Consider the following 20,282-nt stretch of genomic DNA (forward strand, 5'->3'; position numbering starts at 1 on the left):
CAAGCGATCCAAATCGGGTAGTATTTAGCCATCGAGCTGTCTGATCGACGCTCGAGGGCTCCACCCTACTTGAACACAACGGACGTTCATTGGCAGACAATAGCAACAGTACTCAACGCTGGCAGCGCCTCAAATCGCTTTACGCACACGCATCGGGTCTTGACGGCGCGGCGCGCGAGGATTTTATCCGCACAGAGCTGGCCGATGACCCCGAACTGCGTCTTGAGTTGGAGGCGCTGCTCGAGGCTGAGTCTGCAAAGACAAATCTCACGTTTGTGGGCGAAGCGATTACCGCAACCGCCTCTCAATTGTTTGATCGAGAAATTCAAACAGGCGCGCGTATCGGCGCGTATGAGATCGTGCGCGAAATTGGGCATGGCGGCATGGGTACCGTCTGGTTAGCCGCGCGCCGTGATGAGAGCTATGAAAGTTCGGTGGCGATCAAAGTCATGCATGGCCTATCAGGCCATCATTTACGCGAACGCTTTCTGGCCGAGCGGCAAATGCTCGCGAACCTCAATCATCCCCACATTGCGCGCCTACTCGATGGGGGCACGACATCGAACGGCGCACCCTACGTCGTCATGGAATATGTCGAAGGGTTACCCATTGATGCCTATTGCGAGCAGAACGCGTTGAGTACATCGCGACGTATCGCGCTCTTTTGTCAGGTGTGCAGCGCCGTGCAATACGCCCACCGCAACCTGATCGTGCATCGCGATATTAAGCCGGACAATATTTTAGTAACACCAAACGGCGAGCCCAAATTGCTGGATTTTGGTATTGCCAAACTGATTGGTACGCGACTGGAAGAGCAAGCCGTCCAAACCGTGCTGGGGCAAAGCATGCTCACTCCCCAGTACGCTAGCCCTGAGCAGGTTCAGCACGGCACCATTACGACGACCTCCGATATCTATTCACTGGGAGTGCTGCTCAACAAGCTCCTAACCGGGCGGCTACCGTACTCGCCTGACTCGGATGAGCTGTTGGCGTTGGCGCAGGCCATTGTTGATGATGAGCCCGTTCGGCCAAGCACCACGCATCCAACGTGTCGTGGCGACCTGGATAATATCGTTCTCAAGGCGCTGCGTAAGGCACCGGAAGCGCGCTACGCCTCAGCAGACGACTTGGCGGCCGATCTTAATCGTCACCTCGAGCGCCGCCCCGTTGAGGCGCGTCCCGCCACGATGCTGTATCGACTCGGGCGTTTTTACAGCCGCAACCCAATCGCTGTCAGCCTGGGAATATTGGCCGGCGTCGGGCTGGTTGGCGCGACGCTCTTTTCAACCTATCAAATGCAGCGTGCCATCGACGCACAGCGTGTCGCTGAGGCGGAACGCGCCATCGCGATTAACGAAATTCATCGCACTACGTTGCAAAACGCAAAAGAAGCACTCGATAACCGTGACGGAGCGAGTGCGGCGCGCCTGCTCGGGCGTCTAGAGAATGATGATCGCCACTTCGCTTGGTCGTTAATGGCCAGTCAACTCGACGACTCCATGATTTCGCTCAAGGACTCCACTATTCTCGCCACCGGTGTCCGGTCCGACGGTGCCTTACTTGCATTGCGCACAGACAGCACGCTGCTGTGGCACCAAGGTGCAGGCACAGCCGACCAGACCTATTTCAAAACGGATCGTTTGGGTGAATCGAAAATCCAAGCAGCCGCGCTATCCTTGGACGCCCAACATGCAGTGATTGCACGACCATCGCAACAATTGGAATTTTGGCAGTTGTCGCGTGCCGGCCCGCCGGTTCTACGGGACACTCAGCCGCTCCGACGAAAACCAATCGATGTTGCCGTGACACGCGATGGTCGCCGCGCGGCGATTTTGTACGACAACCTGCTTGAGATCAATGTCGGCGCAAACCGCGAGCGCATCGAAATTCCGCTACCGGCAGGCGGCAAGCGCATCACGATGACCGGCGAAGGCAATTTTATTGGTGTTGTGTTTTTGCCCACAAGTCAAACTGCGTATCACCTCTACGCCGGCACCGGTGAGCGTATTTCACGAGCCGATGCGTATTCGCTCCACGCTATTGCCCTTTCCCCAAACGGCACACAGGTTGCCACGTCCGAAAGCGGCAATACGATACGGCTGCGAGAAGCCGCATCGACGCGTGTGCTTGAACGATTCAGCGGCCATCGAAAAGGCGCGCCCGCCATCGTGTTTAGCGCGGACGGACAGCGCTTGGTCGTTGCCAGCGAGGATGGCTCGCTGCGAATTCACGACACGCGTGGCGTGACAGAACCAACCGTTTTACTTGGTATACAGTCCACACCTATACACGTGCACACAGATCGCTCTGGTCGTTGGATTGCCGTACAGTTTGCTGATGGCACTCGGTTATTCGATTCGTCGATTACGCGACACGACCATGCAAAGGGGCGATGGCTATCACACCAAACCAATTCGGATTACATTGACACGCTCGACGAGTTTGGCCTGCTGCGTCGTTACGATAGCAGCACCTTGGCATTGTTCGATCAGGCGCCCATTGGCGCCATGGACGCCACCACGTTCACGCGGTCCGGCGACGGCCGGTACCTGGCAATGGGTGAGCGGGGTCGTGTGTTGATACTGGATGCGCTCACTCTTGAGCATACGGATACTTTGACTGTCGACGATGTGGACGTGAGGGCGCTGAGTTTTTCCCATGACAGTCAATTTCTGTCGACGCTAACGGATAATGGCAAGCTCACTGTCACTGACCTGCACTCGGGCGAGCACCGCACGCTGCCATTGAGTTCTCCGATTCGTCATGCGCGCTTTACGCCTGACACGTTCGCGATCATCTTCGCAGATTCGCACACGCTCTTCAGGCAAAACATCGGTTCCGATCAGGTTGAGCACGTATTCGAACGCACAGACGCGACGATACGCTCGCTCGCGCTCACTAAATCTGGCGAAAAACTGGCCACAGGGTGGAGCGACGGCTCCATAGAGATCCTGGATGCGCATTCGCTGGCGCCAGTCGGGCCATTTTCCGAGCGGATGGGCAGCGTGTCCGCTCTCGCCTTCTCACCCGATGCAAGCCTGATTGCCGCCGGATCGTCCGACGCCGAACTTTGGATATGGAATGTCGCGACGCGCCGACCGGTCCTCAATTTGCAGCCGGTTAGCGACGCATCGGTTGTGGACCTGTACTTTTCGAGTGACCCACGTCAGTTGGTCGCCAGCTTTGCGGATGGAACCGTCCAGCGTTTCGATAGCCGCGCCTTACGCGAACAGGTGGCGCATCGTCTCGCGTTTCACCAAGCCAAGAACACGCTGCGCGAACCCGTCGCCAAACTGTTCCAAAATCAACCTGACGCACAGTCTGTCGCTCGTAGTTTGCGCGGTGACCGGTCATTTGACCACATCGGACGGCGCGCGCGACTCGCCCTGGCGCTTCATCCACCACCGATAGAGACTCTGCCCACTCCCGGTCACCTTAGCCGTGGCGCCCTGATCTTTGCAGGCAATGATGATCATGTGCTGTGTGCGCAACCGCAGGGGCTCGCCATGCGGTCGTCCTTTACCCTTGAAATGTGGGTGTGGCCAAAACCATTTGAGTATGGACAAACACCACTCGATTTGCGCATGCTGGTAAATAAAGAAGGCGAATACCAAATCGCGGTGCGTCCCGATGGCTCGCTCCACTGGACCTTGGCAACAGAACACGGCTGGATGGGATGGGTGCCTACTCGTTACCGACTTGCTCACCACACGTGGTCTCACCTCGCCATGGTAAGAACACCCGATCAGATCCATTTTTATATCAATGGCGTACGTATTCAATCGCAACCGGTTTCATCCGTCATTGGCGACGCCCACCGCTACAAGAACGAGTTTCGTATCGGCGGTCGGCAGCACACACCGTCAAGTTTCTATGGACGCATCGATGAAGTGCGCGTCTGGTCACAGGCGCGTTCAGAACGCGATATACAACACTCTCTGTCGAGCGCGCTGTCGTCCAATGTTGAAGGGTTATCGGCCGCCTGGTCGTTCAATGAGGGGAAAGGGGGCACTGCGCGCGATGTCACAGGGCGGCACGATGGTCACATTGTGGGCGCACGCTGGACCGGCGATCATACGGACTAAGTGTGCGCGGCATGCCGCGAAAACGTTAGCCGCGTGGAACCTGCACGAGGGTAGCTTCAATTTCATGCATGAGCCCCGCCCGAATACTGCCTTCCTCGCCAAGATCGCTCGAATAGTGCGCCGCCTCGTCTTCGGTCAATGCCCGCGCTTTGAGCACACCAACTAACGTGACCGTTTTACCCGCGATGTCGGTCGGTACGAAAAAACCATAGTCTTTAAACGCAACTCGAATCGTGGCTTCACCGTCTTGAGCAACGAAAAAGCAACCTTTTTTCTGACACACCTTTTTTACGGCCACGCGCAAGGCGAATGGATTATCGAGATGATGGTCAGCCGCCTCGAGCACCGAATGCAGTGATTGCACGACCATCGATTTATCCAATTTGTCGCCAAATGTTTCGGCGTGTTCATCGGACTCCACCGGTTCGGATAAACGAACAACAGCCGACGGTTCCTTGGGTGCACTATTGTCGGCAGTTAACGGGATGGTTATCGCCAACATCACAGCCAGTGCCACCCATTCCTTAAAAAATTTCATGCCGTATTCTCCTATTTCAGTGTCCGAACGTTCGCACACCAATCGCTTTAAGCCCATTGACCAGCAGATACAGGAACAAAATGGGCAAAATGATGGTTTGTAGCACAAAGATCACAATGAGATTGATGATGTGCTCGCTCGCATTCGATAAGCGGTCTCGTAGCTGCTCAAGTTTTTCGGTCACGTTCACTCGGTCCAACGAGTCGTCGAGAAAAGTACCGATTTTTTCACGAAGGGACTGATCGGCCGGGGGTGGTGGACGGCTTTGTTCGCTAAATTCACGCACTTCGACACTCGTCGTTTCAAGCGCCTGCGTAGCAGCCTGGTGCTGCTGATCCAAAAACAGATCAAACACCATATTGGTGCCAATGATCATAACTGGTAAGGCAAATCGAATCGCCACCGATACCAGCAACACGCGCAGTGCCACTGCCTTCCAACGACCAACGCCTGACGACCAGGTGGAGATCAACAAAAACAGGGCCGACGCCACCAAAAAGCCGGTGACCACCCACCACTTACTGATATTCAACAGAATGTTCTGCAAACCCAGCGCACTGGTCGCAACGAGCATGACGGACGAAAATCGCTCGACCAAATCATTAACCGGATCGAGTATTTGGCCAACGGAAAAATTGACGCCAACACCGGCCGGCTCAATCGCCACTTCTGTGCCCTGCGCAACAGAAATGACGCCGTTAAGCGTACGGGCCGCGGCGAATGTCACCAGCGCTCGTTGAAAGGCGTTTTCAGCCGTCTCTTTGCCAAGCGCGTCGAGATGGCCTGTGCTGGCCGCCAGCACGGTAAGCACACAAACTATAGTAAGAAGAATTTTTTGCCTCATTGGCAAAGTGTAGCCTAAACCGCAGAACGGTGTGTTCGCGCGGGTAGGATGGCTGAAATCGCGGTGATCTTCCAAACGAAACCGACCCCTGCGCGTGATCAACGCGCAGGGGCCGAATCCTGTTCAGACGGCAAGCCGGGTTGCCGGCCCTGTTACGGCGCACTGACTAGGCCCAGTAAAGCCGTTTCGAGCTTAAAAACGCCAGGTGATATGGGCACGCAGTGAACGCGATTCCATAGGGTGGTAGTGAATATCGTCTACGCCCTCGGCTGGCTCTCCGGGGAGACGGGATGTGTAGAAGTAGGTGATGTCATCGTCGGTCTCATCAAAGAGATTGAGCACGTCGAGTCTCAAGTCCCAGTTATTGACGCGGTAGCCGACGCTCATATTAAACACGGTGGATGGATCGGATTGCACACTGTTGTCTTCGATCAGCGGTCGCTTTCCAAAATGACGCATACGCGCGCTGCCGTACCAGCCGGTTCGGGTTTGCGCCGATATACCGGCTGACACCACGCGATCGAGCGACCCTGGAATTTCGTCCCCACCGGGATCGTCTCCTTTAAATTGTGCTCGGCTTAGCGAGAGCTCGACATCCACTGTCCAGATATCGTTGAATCGATAGTAAAGCGGAATCTCGAGACCGTAGCGCCGGCTTGGACGGCTGGCTTCGGTGTTACCTGCATCGCCGACAAATAGCAGCTCGGATTCAAGCTCTAAGTACCAAAGCGACGCGGATACATTCAAACGTTGATCCAGCACCGTGCGAAACCCGATCTCTGCACCGTCCGACGCAACCAGTGGATCAACCCGTTCCGCTGGATCCCCTGTGACCGGATCCGTCACAATCGTAACCCCGCGCGCGTCGTTACTATGAAACGCGCGACCCGCACTGAAGAATGCCTCTGTGCTATCGCTGAAACCGTAAATCACGTTGAGTTTAGGGGTAATCAATAGTTCGCTATCACTCCCAGTGTTGACATCGAGGGTGCTGCGCTCTACGTCGAAGTGATAGTAATCGGCACGCAGTCCAACACTTGTGCGCCATTGTTCGTTCCACTCGGTGTTCAGATCGTAGTACGCACCCACGCTCGTTTGAGAAACGGTGTCTTGACGTACGGTGCTCAGGCGCTGGCGTTCGCTGGTACGAAACAGTCCCACTTCGTCAATGTCATCGTGACGGATCATCAACCCGACGCTTTGACTATGCCGACCTTTCCGTGGGAATTCCCAAACCAGATCGCCGCCAAAAACCTGCCGATCATCGACCTGCTCAAACTGATCGCCATTGACCGGATCGTCCAGGAAATACGTGAAATTCGAAAACAAGTCCAACTCGTAGTCGATCCAGTAACCTCGGGCACGCAAACTGCCGTTAGCGAAATCTTGATGCCAGCTACCCGACAAACTAAAGCGTGAGGTGTCACCCCCCACGGTGTCGTCAATGGTGCCAAACTCATCAACCAGTCCGCTTTGCACGGCGCGCTGTGGGACCTGATCGGCCGAATCCCACTCGGCGTCGTAAGCCATGAACATGACGTTCCACTCATTCGAATCCGTTTTGCGGTGGTAGCGTGCCAGTCCGGTGTAGCGTTTCAGATCTTCCTCAACACCTACCCACGGTCCATCAAAGAAATGCGACTGGCCGCCGATGAGCAAGTCGCCACCACCGACTTCTAGGCTGTTTGCGCCGAACAGTCGGGTATAACCGTTTTCACCGACACCGAGTTTAATCATACCGTCGTCGAGGCGATTGAAGGTGGACATGTAAGCAGCGCCGGCCGATGAGAAATCGGAAACTTCGGCGTAATACGGGCCCTTGCGATACTCAACGGTTCGAATGAGCTCCGGCATAATGAAGTTGAGATCGGTATAACCTTGACCATGTCCGTGGGTTGGCTTGTTGACGGGCATACCGTCAACCCACGTGGCAAAGTCGGTGCCGTGGTCAAGATTAAAGCCACGAAGGAACATCTGATTAGATTTTCCACTGCCACTGTGCTGTGTCACGATTAGGCCGGGCACCACCTCCAAAATCTCGCCGGTTCGTAGCCGCGGGCGCGAGTCGATCTCGACTTGCCCGACCAGGCCTTCCGACGCGGAAACCGCCGCTCCGGTCGGGTTTTGCCATCGGCCCGCTTTAATGATGATCTCATCGAGAACATCTTCGTTTTCGTGCGCCACAGCCGGCACGCCCACGGCACTGGTTACGAGCACGCACACTGCTGCATAAAGAGATTGCTTAAATGAATAAGAAGGCACGTTATACTCCGATACTCTTATTTTGTAACAATGTAACGAAAACTATCAGCCGATATGTAAATCGCATGTGAATTCTTGCCGCTCTTGCCCAATCTTTGCGGCGACAGGCGCCACGTGCCCCGACACGCGGATGGCCTGGCAGTGCACTTTGGTCTTCCATTACACCGCCAACATCGCCGAATTGATGTGATTCCGCTCACATCGCCGCCATGGCCTGTTGAACTTGAGGACGCGGACGCGATTCCAAGAACACCCGCTTTGACATGATTTAGCCTCTGCTGTCGGTGGGCATTATGTTGAGCAAACGGGAGACTCGAGACGGTACCCAGGGTCTCCGCGCTGGCGACCGTAGGGCGACGGGCATGACAGTGGACCGCGCGGCCACAGACAATGACGACGAGGCGCTTGAGCGCGGGCACCACCGTGATAATGAAAAGCGCAATACCGAATTCGCGCATCACCGCATCGATGGACAAACCCTTAAACACGAGTGTCGTCACGTCAATGCAGGGCTTGCCAGTGAGCACCCATCTCACTCGTTGTTGGGTCGTTCGATTCGTTCCGACGATCCGTTGCAACGAATAGTGGCTGATCCCGTTGGACTTATCACACGTTTTATTAGACTCGGCGTTACCCCGCTCAGACGATTCAGGTGACCAGCGCTGCCCTCGCTTTAGGGTATAAATTCGATCACGAACGACATACCATAATATTCATCCATCGCGCCTTATATAATCGGTTGCATGCGCGTATTTTTGATTCGCGAGACGCCCAAGTGCAGTGGGCTGACATCCACGTCAATCGTATCGATAAGCGCGTGCTTGGAAACACCGAAAAATCAATTAATCTAGTCAGGGACTTATGATTCACGAACACACTCGCTTCGACGCCATCACTCGACAGTACAGCTGGCTCCGCGAAAAAGGCCATTCTCACGTCGCCGCCATTACCCAGTTAAGCGAAAAGGGCGACTCGGAAACGCTGGCCATTTTGTCAAAAATTGAGACCATTGTTCGCAGCGAGTCATCGACCGACGAGTTCCTCGCATTGCAACTAGGCGACCTCACCCAGGTGCTTGACGCCAGTCCAGCAGCATCGGGCGATCGAGCAGCGGGCTACTTAGCCGCCCGCTCGCTGATCAGCGATCTTGATCGCATCGGCGCGACACTACGCACGCTCCTACTGCCCCGGTTCGCTTATCTAGGCCTTGTTTGCTTTGTCGCATTGATCGTCAGCACAATTTTTGCTTCGAGCGTTCTGCCCAATCTTCAGATTGTTTATCAGCGGTCGCCCGTTGACATTCCCGACAGCGTGATAAGCGCCATGGGGATGACGGGCTACCCGCTGATCTCGTTGCTATTGCTTGCACTTGTTGCCGGTTTGTACGGCGTGCTCCATCAAAGCACATACTCGTTGTCGACACTGCGCGATTTCGGCCGCCCGTTTCACCGAACACCAGGGCTTTCGCGAATCAACTCAGCCCTCGCGCGTATTGTGGGTGTCGGCATGATGCGAATAGGTTCACGAACCGGACTCGAACTGGAGGACTCCTATGAGCTAATGCGCCAGCGTATCAACTGGGACGACGATGACTTTAAAGACGCTCTCGACGTCGCTTGGCAAACCGATGTCATCGAAAACGAAATCGCCTATCAGCGACGTAGCGCTGAAGAAGCGCTCGATTCTGCCGTGCAGTTTTTCGTTCGTGTGGTATCCACCATACTCACCTTTTCAATTTTGATCATGATTGGTGCGATGGTCATCGACTATTATATCCCTATCTTGTATATCGGCAGATCGCTCAGCTAGGCAAATAAGGAGTTCGACATGAAGAACAAAGGCTTTTCCCTCATAGAATTGATGGTTGTCGTTGCCATTTTGGGCATTCTGTCCAGTTACGTTTTGCCCGAACTCTCCGGTCGAATCGTCTCAAAACAGGTGGGCGAAGGCATCGGATTAAGCACTGCGTATCAGGAGACAATCGTCGACTATTACAAAACAAACGGTCGATTTCCGCCCGACAACTCGGCGCTTGGTATCCCGCCGCCAGACAAAATCATTGGCAACTACACGACCAAGCTCGCGATTGAAAACGGTGCCATTCACATTACGTTTGGCAACCACGTCCACAAAGCACTTGCGAGTAAGGTGTTGTCGCTGCGACCCTTGACGGTCCCAAGCAGCCCGAAAAGCCCGATCAGTTGGACGTGCGGCTATCGCGAGGCGCCGAATGGCATGCAACCCAATGGCGAGAACAAAACGAACACCATTCGACATATGACACCTCTGCACTGTCTGTAGTGGCGGTGCAGCAATCGCGGACTTGTCCTAGGCTCACTCTAGGCGCAGAACGCGGTGTAATGATCTGAGTACTCATGTCGCGTTACGATCTCGTTTGGTCACCAACATCTGGTCACCAACATCGATACGGCTTGGAAAAGACCATCAGGCGTGTGATGTCACCACCTTGGTGCCTGACAGGATATCGTGCCAGCAACGCTTATTCTGACTAAAGAAAATGGACAGACACTCACAGGGAATCAATCGGCAGACCGTGCGAATGATGCTCTGACGCCAATCAATCGACCCACCCTGTTCATTGACCACGCGAGTACCACTCATCATTTTTCCGACTGTTACGCCAAAGCGACGTTCGCAAACAGCGTAATAAAGCAGCAAGTTCAAACCGAATAACCACTCGAATGGCACAATATCGAGCACTTCGAAATACGTATAGTGCGGCAGCTCCATCCACAGCACGACCATCACAATAAAGACGAACGCGGAACTGGCAATAAGAACGAAGACCACGTCGACCAAAAAGTTGGTCAGTCGGCACCAGAGTCCAGCATCGAGCATCAATCGGTATCGATCAGCGACAGGACTCTGGGTTGCGGCGTAGGGATTCTGCATGGGCATTCTCACTCGCCAATCAACCGTCGCATGGCGGCAGAGAAAGGCGTACTGATGGTTTACGCGCGCCTAAGCGGATCATTGATATCAACCACCAGCAACGAACTAAAAGTCACGAGCGCATCGCCACGAATCGGCGGTCAATCCGTCGAATCTGCCTGTCTATCGGCCCAAAATGAGGCGTTCTTGATGCCCAGTCGCTCAGGGTCGAACGTGTACTGACTCACGCCGGCACGCCGCTGTTGTTCGTAATCCTGGAGCGCCTTAACGGCCGGTCGACTCAGCGCAAACAGAATGAGAATGGCAACCACGTTGAGCCACGCCATCAGTCCAACACCCAGGTCGCCCAACGCCCAGGCCAAATCGGCGGTGCGCACCGTTCCGTAGAACACTGCGCCGATGAGTACGATTTTGAGCACCAGTAACTCACCCGGAATTTTGAGTGTACGGCGAATATAGGCCACATTGGTTTCGGCGATATAGTAATAGGCCAATAAGGTAGTGAACGCAAAGAAGAACAACGCGACGGCAATAAATGGTTTGCCAAAGCCTGCGAACATGCTGTCAACAGCAAACTGCGTAAACGCCGGACTGCTTGCTGCCAAACCGGCCGATAGGTTTTGCACTAAAAACCCACCTTCGGGGTTATGCACGTTGTAGGCGCCGGTAATGAGAATCATCAGCGCAGTTGCGGTACAGACGAGCAAGGTATCGATATACACCGAAAAGGCCTGAACGAGGCCCTGTTGCGCCGGATGCGCCACTTCCGATGCCGCCGCGGCGTGTGGTCCCGTGCCCTGCCCGGCCTCATTCGAATACACACCGCGTTTCACGCCCCAACCGATGGCGGCCCCAAGACCCGCCATCGGTGTAAACGCATCGCCGACAATCATACCAAGAATGGCCGGCACCTGACTGACGTTCAGCGCCACAATAATGATCGCCGTTACAATATAGGCCAGCGCCATAAAGGGCACCACGTATTGTGTGACCGTGGCAATTCGCTTAACGCCGCCAAAGATAATAATGCCCAACAACGCACAAATAACGCCGCCCGTAACGACTTTGATAACGCTGAATTCACCCGCAAACGTATTCATGGTTTGCCCCGACCCAAACGCAACATCCATCGCATTGCCGATCGCATTAGACTGCACGCCGGGCAACAACACGCCGCACGAAAAGATGGTCACGATGGCGAAAATCCACGCGTACCACTTTTGGCCCATTGCTTTTTCAATGTAGTAGGCTGGACCGCCACGATACTGCCCGTCATCTTCTTCTTTATAGATTTGACCCAAGGTCGATTCGATATAGGCCGTGGCGGCACCTAAAAACGCCACCACCCACATCCAAAAAACCGCCCCAGGCCCGCCAAAGCCGATCGCCGCCGCGACACCGGCAATGTTGCCTGTGCCTACTCGTCCTGACAGAGATACCGCCAGGGCTTGAAATGATGAAATACCGGTATCCGAACTCTTGCTGTGAAACAGGAGGCGAATCATTTCGCCGAACAATCTCACCTGCACGAAACGCGTGATGACCGAAAAAAACAAACCTGCGCCAAGCAGCAGGTAGACGAGGGCTGGACTCCAGACGAGGCTGCTTAATGTATCGATGATCGACTCCCCAATTACGTAGGACGGGCGACGGGCCCACCGCTCTAAAGTAAGGCGTCTGATTATACGGAAATTTTTTCTTGAGGCTGAACGACAACGTTTTACGAAGCCCATCACTGCGCCATACCGTCACCGGACCACGCTGATACTCAATCTTTTTACGCCAGCATGAGGCTATCCGAATCCCTTTGTCGCTCGTTTGGATAGAGCACAGCAATTTTCAGTGCGAGGAAGGAAGCGATCTCACCATAAATAGTTGATTTTCATCGAGATCGCTCCAAATGACCAGGGAACCATGAGGGCAAAACAATGACACACACGCAACGACACTCTATTGGCCTGCTGGCCATATTGACCGCCTTAGGGGGCTGGTCAACGGCAGCGATAGCCGAAACGGTCATCGGCGAAGATGGGCTCACCTATCAAGTCGAATCGACTCAACCAAAACAAGGGCTGGACAAAATTGCGCCGAGCCTGCGCCTTGCGGGCGACAATGACACAATCGATGTGATCATTTACATGGCACGCCCCGCACCGGAAGCAGGCAAACCTGATCCGGTTGAACAAACCAAAGCTCAGCACCGCGCCATTATCGACAGCATCGGTGAACAGATGCGCAGCATCCGACGCGCGGATTGGCCAAGCAAATCACTGACCGAAGATGAAGAAAAAGAATACATGCGGTCAATTGCAAACAAGCCGATGGCCGCCGCCAAGCAAGCGCAGCTCGACACGCTCAAGCGCCAACTCGACGAAGCCCGTACCGTCATGCACAAAGCGGTGAGTGATGCGATCGTGGCCGCCGGCAGTAGCGAACGCGCCGCGATGCGCAACAATATCCAAAGCGCGGGCGGCACCGTGACATCGGAAGTGCCACTCGTACACGCGTTGGGCGCTTCGATTAAAGCAAGCATGCTGCAGTCGTTAGCGTTCGATAACCGGGTGATTGAAATTCTGCCCAACCGACCTGCCGATTATGAGCTAGAGGTCAGCACGGCGGCTGTGGGTTTCCCGACCTACCACAATGCGGGTATCGATGGCAGCGGTGTGTTTGATGTCGGCATTATCGACACCGGTGTTCAGGAGAATCACCCGAACCTGTCACCAGCCGAAGGTTTTTTTACGAATGCCGCATCGCCTACCGATACCGATCAGGAAGTTGGACACGGCACACACGTCACTGGCATCGTTGCCAGCAATCACTCAACGATTGAAGGCGGCGTACCCAATGTGGGCGCCATCATCTGGGAGATCGCAGGCAGTCAAGCGACGACCATGAGCCGGATGCATAACCTCGCGTCGGATTTTGCGCAGTCTCCGGAAGCGGTTAACCACAGTCTTGGCTACGGTATTGCCAACGACGTCGATTACAACGCCAATGACAGCTTTTACGACGCCTATGTCGAAAACTTCAACATTATGGTCACCAAATCGACGGGTAACCGTGGTTGGACGACCACGGATCCAGGCGATCCGAACATCACCATTACGCATCCCGCCACCGCCTACAACCTGTTAGCGGTCGCAAACATGAACGATCGCGGCACAGTCGGGCGATCGGATGACATACGCAGCACCTCGTCAAGTGTTGGTCCAACGGTTGCAGGGCGACGAAAGCCGGATATTTCCGCGCCGGGTACGAGCATTAATTCGACCAACTTCTATTGGCCTGGCTCCGGCTCACTGCCCTACAACGGCTGCAATGGACCGTCGGAACCTGGCACAGATAACATTGACGACTTTTGTATGTTGTCGGGCACCAGTATGGCCGCACCCCATGTGGCGGCAGGCATTTTGCTTATGGAAGATGCGGGCAACACGCTGCCACGGTCTCAAAAAGCCGTGATGCTGAACACCGCTGATGCGTGGACCAGTAACGACACGTCAACCACTTCCGACGATGGTCAGGTGTCTTCAGCAAGCTGTAGTGGAACCAATTGCGATACGTTGTGGGACAAAGCCTATGGCTGGGGATACATGGATTTGGCTGAGGCGCATTTCAATAACAATGACTACTTCAACGGCAGCGTATTCCCACGCAATGACAATGCGACGGAAGACGACTACCGCCTCTACAAAGGCACCATGTTTACCAACGAAAAAGCCACTCTTACGTGGCATAAGCGTGCAGACACGTATGTGGACGGCGGCCCGTCGACGGGTCAACGATCAATCGGTGACCTGAACCTTCGACTGTACTCAAACACGACTGGCGCGCGACTTGATAATGACCTCACGCCAAACGACAACGTGCATCAGGTCGTTGCGCCATCCTCCGGCGAGGCAGTGATCAAGGTGTATTCATGGAGTACAAGCTTTGATGGCACCGGCGCGATCCCGTTTACGCTCGCGACCGAAGAGAACTTCCAGTCGGTGAATCCGCCGAGCTTTGATGCCAGCCCACTGATTCCGGTTGTTGGGCCCTTCCAAACGTTTGAAGTCGGCACGATTGTCGCCAACAACGGCACGACCGGTGCACACTCAACCAATGTGGCCATCGGCAACCTGGCCGGTGTCACCGGTGACAACTCCAGCACCAATGTCGGTACGATCGCTGAGGGCAGTACAGAAACCGCCTACTTCGATTTGACGACCAATGGCTTGAGTTCCGGTAGCTACTTTATTCCAGTCACCGTTACGAGCAACAGCTACGATGAAACGTACACCAACTCAATACCGGACGGCGTGCAGTTTATTGTTGAAACCAACGCGCCAACCAGTGATTGCACACTAACGACCAGCAACACCAACGAGACGACGATCGAAGTATCGTGGACTGCATCTGACGGGTTCTTAGGTACCGGTGTCGACATCGCGCAGCTTTACGTTCGAACACCCGGAAGTGGCGTATATCAGTATACCGGTATGGTTCAGAACGGTCTGTCCGGCTCCTTTAACTACGTCACCGGCGATGGCGACGGCATTTACTTCTTCGCGATCCGTGCTCGGGATAACGGCGGTAACTGGGAGAGCTTCCCGGTTAGCAACGACTGCTTCACGTTCCGTGACACGGTGCGACCCGAATCGGTTGTCAGCACACCCACCTTCGTAGCTGGCGGCACCATTCCGATGACATTCGCGGTATCGGATGTGTCCCCCTCGAGTGGGCTTGAGTTCGTCGACTTTTGGTACTACAAGGAGCCAGCCGGTCCTTGGACGTATACCGGCGAGTTCTCGACTAACAACAACGGAGTGATCAACTGGCTGCCACCTGGCCCAGGCGTGTACCACTTTAACTCGCGCGCCAAAGACCGAGCGCAAAACCTTGAACTGGGCACCTTCTCTCCACCACCGGGTGACACGGCCACCAACTACGGCGGCATAGACAGCGATGGCGACGGCGTCCTCGACCTGGCCGACAACTGCACGGTACACCCAAACCCCGCGCAGCGTGACACGAATGGGGATGGATACGGCAACGTGTGCGACCCAGACCTAAACAATGACGGCGTGGTGAACTTCGTCGACATTCAAATCTGGACCGAAGTGTTCAATGAAGCCTGTGGGGACGTCGACGAAGACCTCAATGGCGATGGTGTGTGCAACTTCATCGACTACCAGGTGTTCCCAGCGTTCTTCTTACAGCCACCAGGACCGAGTGGTGTAGCGCCCTAACGTTCGACGCTTGAGAGCAAAAAAAACCCCGCTCCGGCGGGGTTTTTTTTAGTTGCTGTAACTGTTCTATAAAACGGCTCACTCCGATCGACCGAGAAATCGTCGAATCGACTTGAACTGAGATTTGTCAATTGTGAAACCTAGCGTCACTTCCTCGTTTCGCTTACCCGACGCGAAGCGCTCAAAGCGAATCTTCTTGCTCAACGTCAACGAACCAAATTCGAGTTTTTTCTCATTGCCATAGGAAAATTTCAGTGGGTATTGCAGACCCAGCTCCCATTCAAATTCATTCTCTGTTTCGTTTTCAACCTCACCTTCAGCGATATTCTCAGTGCGCGTTCTACCGATGCCCAAACCGATTACAGGCTTTGCCGGCCACTTACTATTTTCCAACGTGACCCTGAGCGGCTGGAAGGTCCACCGCTCCACTTTGTTCGCACCATTTTGGATAAAGACATTCTCCTTGCCATAAGAGAGTTTTGAGCTCGTCCGATAGGGTACGCCAACGAGTGTATCCGCGCCCCAGCTATACTCTATGCTTCCCCCAATTTTCTCAGTTTCTTTTTGCAGTTCGTCTTTCATACCGTAATTGAGGCCAAAGCCAAACCCCAACGTGCGCGGCACCATGGGGATCTGATGGCGTATGTTACTAACCGCATCCACTGTCACACCCCCCTCAAATAGTTTTGCCGTTTTGGCATAGGCTCTGCCATACACGCGCTGGAGCTCGGCCTCGCTGACCTGAGGGGCCACCTTGTCTTGCACGTACTGCTGGGCCTCTTTACCCATGATCTTCGCGTCATGATTCTTGTCGTATTTACCGAGAATGGCATCGTTCACATATCGCACGAGCGCCTCAGTCTCTTTGCCTGGCGTGATGAGCCCGTCGTCTTTTTCAAGCTTTGAAATGCACTCAAGCGCCTGCTTCTCTAATTTTTCGGAACTGAGCGACTCCTCGGCATGGTCGGGACAGTGCAGCGAGACCGCTGCGACCAAGCCAGGTATTACATGTAGTGTCATTGCACTCTCCCTCTAGCCTTTCGATCACATTGCACACCCGCGCCGAAATCAGCGACGTCATCACCACTTAGCTTTTAACGTTAAACGGGGCAAAACAGTGTGCGCGTCACGCGGGGCATTCAAAGGACAGTGTCGCGAGACAGAAAAACATCTCAGTTAGGAACACGGTGAGTGTGCAGCGCACTTTGCACTGAGCTGAATCAAGAGACTGAGCGACCGATCCTTAGGCATCGATTGACTGGCAGCTGTGTGCCACCACTGAGAGTGACGGTGACTAATTAGGAAACAAAACAGACAAGGCGCACCGACAACCACCCTTGCATGCTAAGCTTAGTGGCCTTCACGAAACGGTTACTCACGAAGCCGCCGGCACGTACATTACAGACAATTTTTCTGGGCATAGGAAACGTAAGACGATGAATGACAAGAACGATCAAATAGTCGATAGCCGCAATCCCTACTCAGCTCCTGAGGCCGAGCTTCGTGATGTGCCGGAAATGGCCGCAACAATCGATTTGACTGGTCTTGCACCCTTTCGTTCGATACTGATCCGACCGCGCCAAACCATACGTGAGATTATTGCCAGGGATCCTGAGTTACACGTTTACCTTATCGCTGCACTCTCGGGTATTGCGAACTTTCTCGATCGAGCATCCATGCGCAATGCGGGCGACGAATTACCGCTTTGGGGCATACTCCTCACCGCCTTTCTTTTCGGTCCGGTTAGTGGGCTGTTAGGACTCTGGGTTAGCTATCATCTCATTCACTTTACCGGCAAGTGGATTGGTGGCGCTGGCAGTCGTGAAGACATACGAACGGCCTTCGCTTGGGCATCTGTACCGAGCATCCTGTCGCTAACTGTTTGGTTCCTCATGATAGCGATTGTTGGGCACGATATGTTCACCGAAGCCACTCCGACGATTGACGCTCGACTGGACATCGCGATTTTCGTCATTGTCGCGTCTCTCGCTACAGTTGTTTTCGGCATTTGGTGGCTTGTGCTGCTCAGCAATACAATTGCCGAAGCTCAAGGCTTTCATTCGGCATGGAAGGGTTTGGGCAACCTCATCCTAACCGGCCTAGTGATATTGGTCGTTGTCGTCTGTATTGCCCTGCTGTTTGGCGTCTTCTACTCCTTTGGCCAATAGATCAAACGAGAAGAATGGGTCGTCGTGGCATGGTGGTTTGAACTGTCTCTTATTTACCGGCTGTTGAGCAGATAGCTGTTCGTCGCGTTGTCGTTGCAGCGAAAGAGCGCGTTCCGGGCCCGGTGACATAAAGCGCCGACGGCTTCCTTTGGTGGTGAAACACACAAAAAGCAGTACGCGTCAGCGAATTGACTCAATACGCCGGCGTCGCTGAACGCTTGCGGTAGCGGATCACCGAATCGGATGACACCAATTAACCAATCGTCTTATATTTACGCGGGCTCAATATCGCCCTTGGATTAACACAGTTATCAACGGTATCGAACGATACTGCTCGTGCAACAAAAGCACGCTTCAATAGTCGAGCGTCAACAATAAGCGAGCTTGACCGATGGGAACCGCTGGCGACCGATGGACAAGCCCGGCGTTTTCATTACCGGCCCAGGTTTCGCCTTTAAAAAGCGCGACGTCGCCGCATTCAAGACGATGAATATCAGATGAATGTGTATACAAACCCGTTTTATGATCCGGCAGACCGCCACTGCCGGGTCCCAGTTTCGTTCTGTCGACCGATTCATGTGCAAGCCATTCGGTACAGACGCCGTGATACGTGGTGACAAGTCGACACGGCAGATGATCTGCGTGGAAGCGAGGGCACATCGCATGATTCACGGTTGCCAGTTGCAGCCGAGTCTTTTTCAGCTCAAACAACGCGCAGAAAAGATCAACCAAAGCGACAACACTGGTCGTAATGCGATCCGCCTCTTGCCCGCCGAAAATTGGACTGATAGAGGAAGTGGCGTTTGCACGCTCAACGACCATCGACAGGCTCAAACCAGGGTTGGCAACCACAAACCGCGCACATTCTTGCTGCAGTCGATCGCTCAGTTTGCGTTTCCATACGACGATGTTGGTGCTCGATTGAAACACCTCGGATAGAATTTCTGGCCGGTTGCCAATGATCGGCTGCCGAATCTTATGATGAACGGCCTGATTACCCACAGTAGTGTGCCAAAGCGCCGGTTTCATGCCCTTACCTAACCGATTTCCCAGGCAGGGAACGGATCTTCAAACGACATCCAATGCTCCACGCCCCGCAGTACATCCTCTTCAGAAAGCAAGCAGTTATCCAGCGCAGAAATAACGGCCTCCTCATCAAGATTCTGGCCAATGAACACCAATTCTTGGCGCATGTCGCCGAACGGCTCTACCCATTTGGACTGAATAAACGCGAGTGATTCTTCGTCTGTGGGCCAATTGCTTTTCGGCACTGCTCGCCAAAAATACCCACCAAATCCATACCGCGCGATGCCGCCGGCCTGACTCCAGTGCCCAGCAAATTGAGGTCGTGTCGCCAGCCAAAAGTAGCCCTTGGAGCGAATAAGTTTGCCGTAGTTCTCAGTGCCACGAAGAAAGTCAAAGAATTTTTTCGGATAGAAGGGCCGGTGAGCTCGGTAACTGAAGCTGCTGATACCGTATTCTTCCGTTTCCGGTACATGCTCGCCCCGAATTTCTTTCAGCCAGCCTGGCGCCTGTTGGGCTCTCTCAAAGTCAAACAAGCCCGTGCTCAGAACGGCATCCAAACTCACTTCACCGTGTGCGATCGGAACGATTTTGGCGTGTGTGTTGAGGGATCTGAGGATGGCCATTAACCGTTCGACATCCGACTCCTTCGCCATATCGGTTTTGCTCACCAAGATTACATCGGCAAACTCCACCTGATCCACCAGCAAATCCGACACGTTTCGTTCGTCATCTTCTCCCAACGATTCGCCTTTTTGCTGAAGTGTTTGGGCTTGCGCATAGTCTTGCAAAAAGTTCACCGCATCGACGACGGTCACCATCGTATCCAACTGTGCAACCTGCGACAGAGACAGTCCATCTTCATCGGCAAATGTAAAAGTCTCGGCCACGGGTAGCGGCTCCGAAATGCCCGTCGACTCAATCAGCAAATAATCAAATCGCCCGTCCTTCGCAAGCTTAGTCACCTCTTCCAATAAGTCTTCTCGCAGGGTGCAGCAAATGCACCCGTTACTCATTTCAACCAGCTTCTCTTCACTGCGGTTTAGCGAGACTTCCTGACTAACAATCGCGGAATCTATATTGATCTCGCTCGTCGGTCAGCCGGAGGTCAAGCTCGGCTTTCCGCCGGGCGCCGGCGGCACCCAGCGGCTGCCGCGCCTCGTCGGCGTCGAGAAGGCCGCCGAGCTGCCGCGCGGTGCGCAGCAGGTGGCTTCC

The 20,282-nt window shown here is 54.3% G+C and carries 12 protein-coding genes and 1 pseudogene; 5 read left to right on the top strand and 8 right to left on the bottom strand.

Translation table 11 applies throughout. From position 1 onward, the window contains the following. Positions 1-89: 89 nt before the first annotated feature. Positions 90-4,085, top strand: coding sequence for a protein kinase (locus AAF465_10560; GenBank protein MEM7083166.1), 3,996 nt, complete (start codon positions 90-92; stop codon positions 4,083-4,085). A 25-nt stretch (positions 4,086-4,110) separates the two neighbouring features. Here the strand turns inward: AAF465_10560 and AAF465_10565 are convergent, their stop codons facing one another. From AAF465_10565 to AAF465_10575, 3 genes are all read right to left on the bottom strand, one after another. Continuing rightward, entirely contained in the window at positions 4,111-4,623 is a 513-nt protein-coding gene (locus AAF465_10565; protein ID MEM7083167.1) for a DUF4920 domain-containing protein, read from the bottom strand. A gap of 16 nt (positions 4,624-4,639) precedes the next feature. Beyond that, positions 4,640-5,434 (bottom strand): hypothetical protein, encoded by a 795-nt coding sequence (locus AAF465_10570; protein MEM7083168.1) that lies wholly within the window; start codon positions 5,432-5,434, stop codon positions 4,640-4,642. A gap of 225 nt (positions 5,435-5,659) precedes the next feature. Continuing rightward, a complete protein-coding gene (locus AAF465_10575) occupies positions 5,660-7,729 on the bottom strand; it encodes a TonB-dependent receptor (GenBank protein ID MEM7083169.1) in 2,070 nt (689 codons plus the stop codon). An 861-nt stretch (positions 7,730-8,590) separates the two neighbouring features. Between AAF465_10575 and AAF465_10580 the strand changes: the two genes are divergently transcribed. Both AAF465_10580 and AAF465_10585 read left to right on the top strand, forming a co-directional pair. Then, complete coding sequence (locus AAF465_10580) at positions 8,591-9,538, top strand: hypothetical protein (protein ID MEM7083170.1); 948 nt, start codon at positions 8,591-8,593, stop codon at positions 9,536-9,538. A gap of 18 nt (positions 9,539-9,556) precedes the next feature. Beyond that, positions 9,557-10,030 (top strand): pilin, encoded by a 474-nt coding sequence (locus AAF465_10585; protein ID MEM7083171.1) that lies wholly within the window; start codon positions 9,557-9,559, stop codon positions 10,028-10,030. A 144-nt stretch (positions 10,031-10,174) separates the two neighbouring features. Here AAF465_10585 and AAF465_10590 read toward each other — a convergent pair whose 3' ends face one another. Next, complete coding sequence (locus tag AAF465_10590) at positions 10,175-10,642, bottom strand: RDD family protein (protein MEM7083172.1); 468 nt, start codon at positions 10,640-10,642, stop codon at positions 10,175-10,177. Between the two features lie 140 nt (positions 10,643-10,782). Then, on the bottom strand, positions 10,783-12,276 hold the full coding sequence (locus AAF465_10595; protein ID MEM7083173.1) for an alanine/glycine:cation symporter family protein: 1,494 nt from the start codon (positions 12,274-12,276) through the stop codon (positions 10,783-10,785). 294 nt (positions 12,277-12,570) lie between these two features. Here AAF465_10595 and AAF465_10600 point away from each other — a divergent pair, with 294 nt between their 5' ends. After that, on the top strand, positions 12,571-15,876 hold the full coding sequence (locus AAF465_10600) for a S8 family serine peptidase (GenBank protein MEM7083174.1): 3,306 nt from the start codon (positions 12,571-12,573) through the stop codon (positions 15,874-15,876). A gap of 78 nt (positions 15,877-15,954) precedes the next feature. Here the strand turns inward: AAF465_10600 and AAF465_10605 are convergent, their stop codons facing one another. Beyond that, the gene (locus AAF465_10605; protein MEM7083175.1) at positions 15,955-16,896 is read right to left on the bottom strand and encodes a hypothetical protein; all 942 of its coding nucleotides are present in this window, start codon (positions 16,894-16,896) and stop codon (positions 15,955-15,957) included. A 416-nt stretch (positions 16,897-17,312) separates the two neighbouring features. On the opposite strand from AAF465_10605, the gene AAF465_10610 reads away from it, so the two are divergent. Beyond that, entirely contained in the window at positions 17,313-18,044 is a 732-nt protein-coding gene (locus AAF465_10610) for a Yip1 family protein (protein ID MEM7083176.1), read from the top strand. Positions 18,045-18,398: 354 nt separating this feature from the next. On the opposite strand, the gene AAF465_10615 is transcribed toward AAF465_10610, so the two are convergent. Both AAF465_10615 and zigA read right to left on the bottom strand, forming a co-directional pair. Continuing rightward, positions 18,399-19,073, bottom strand: a complete 675-nt coding sequence (locus tag AAF465_10615) for a DUF1826 domain-containing protein (protein MEM7083177.1) — start codon at positions 19,071-19,073, stop codon at positions 18,399-18,401. Positions 19,074-19,081: 8 nt separating this feature from the next. After that, positions 19,082-20,158, bottom strand: a pseudogene (gene zigA / locus AAF465_10620) (zinc metallochaperone GTPase ZigA). Positions 20,159-20,282: the final 124 nt, after the last annotated feature.

The sequence above is a fragment of the Pseudomonadota bacterium genome (assembly GCA_039028935.1).
Taxonomy (GTDB): Bacteria; Pseudomonadota; Gammaproteobacteria; order Steroidobacterales; family SZUA-146; genus SZUA-146.

Excerpts from the sequence above, each read along its gene's own strand:
- AAF465_10585 (MEM7083171.1), top strand. The coding sequence starts at position 9,557 with ATGAAGAACAAAGGCTTTTCCCTCATAGAATTGATGGTTGTCGTTGCC.
- AAF465_10565 (MEM7083167.1), bottom strand. The coding sequence starts at position 4,623 with ATGAAATTTTTTAAGGAATGGGTGGCACTGGCTGTGATGTTGGCGATA.
- AAF465_10580 (MEM7083170.1), top strand. The coding sequence starts at position 8,591 with ATGATTCACGAACACACTCGCTTCGACGCCATCACTCGACAGTACAGC.
- AAF465_10605 (MEM7083175.1), bottom strand. The coding sequence starts at position 16,896 with ATGACACTACATGTAATACCTGGCTTGGTCGCAGCGGTCTCGCTGCAC.
- AAF465_10610 (MEM7083176.1), top strand. The coding sequence starts at position 17,313 with ATGAATGACAAGAACGATCAAATAGTCGATAGCCGCAATCCCTACTCA.
- AAF465_10600 (MEM7083174.1), top strand. The coding sequence starts at position 12,571 with ATGACACACACGCAACGACACTCTATTGGCCTGCTGGCCATATTGACC.
- AAF465_10590 (MEM7083172.1), bottom strand. The coding sequence starts at position 10,642 with ATGCAGAATCCCTACGCCGCAACCCAGAGTCCTGTCGCTGATCGATAC.
- AAF465_10615 (MEM7083177.1), bottom strand. The coding sequence starts at position 19,073 with ATGAAACCGGCGCTTTGGCACACTACTGTGGGTAATCAGGCCGTTCAT.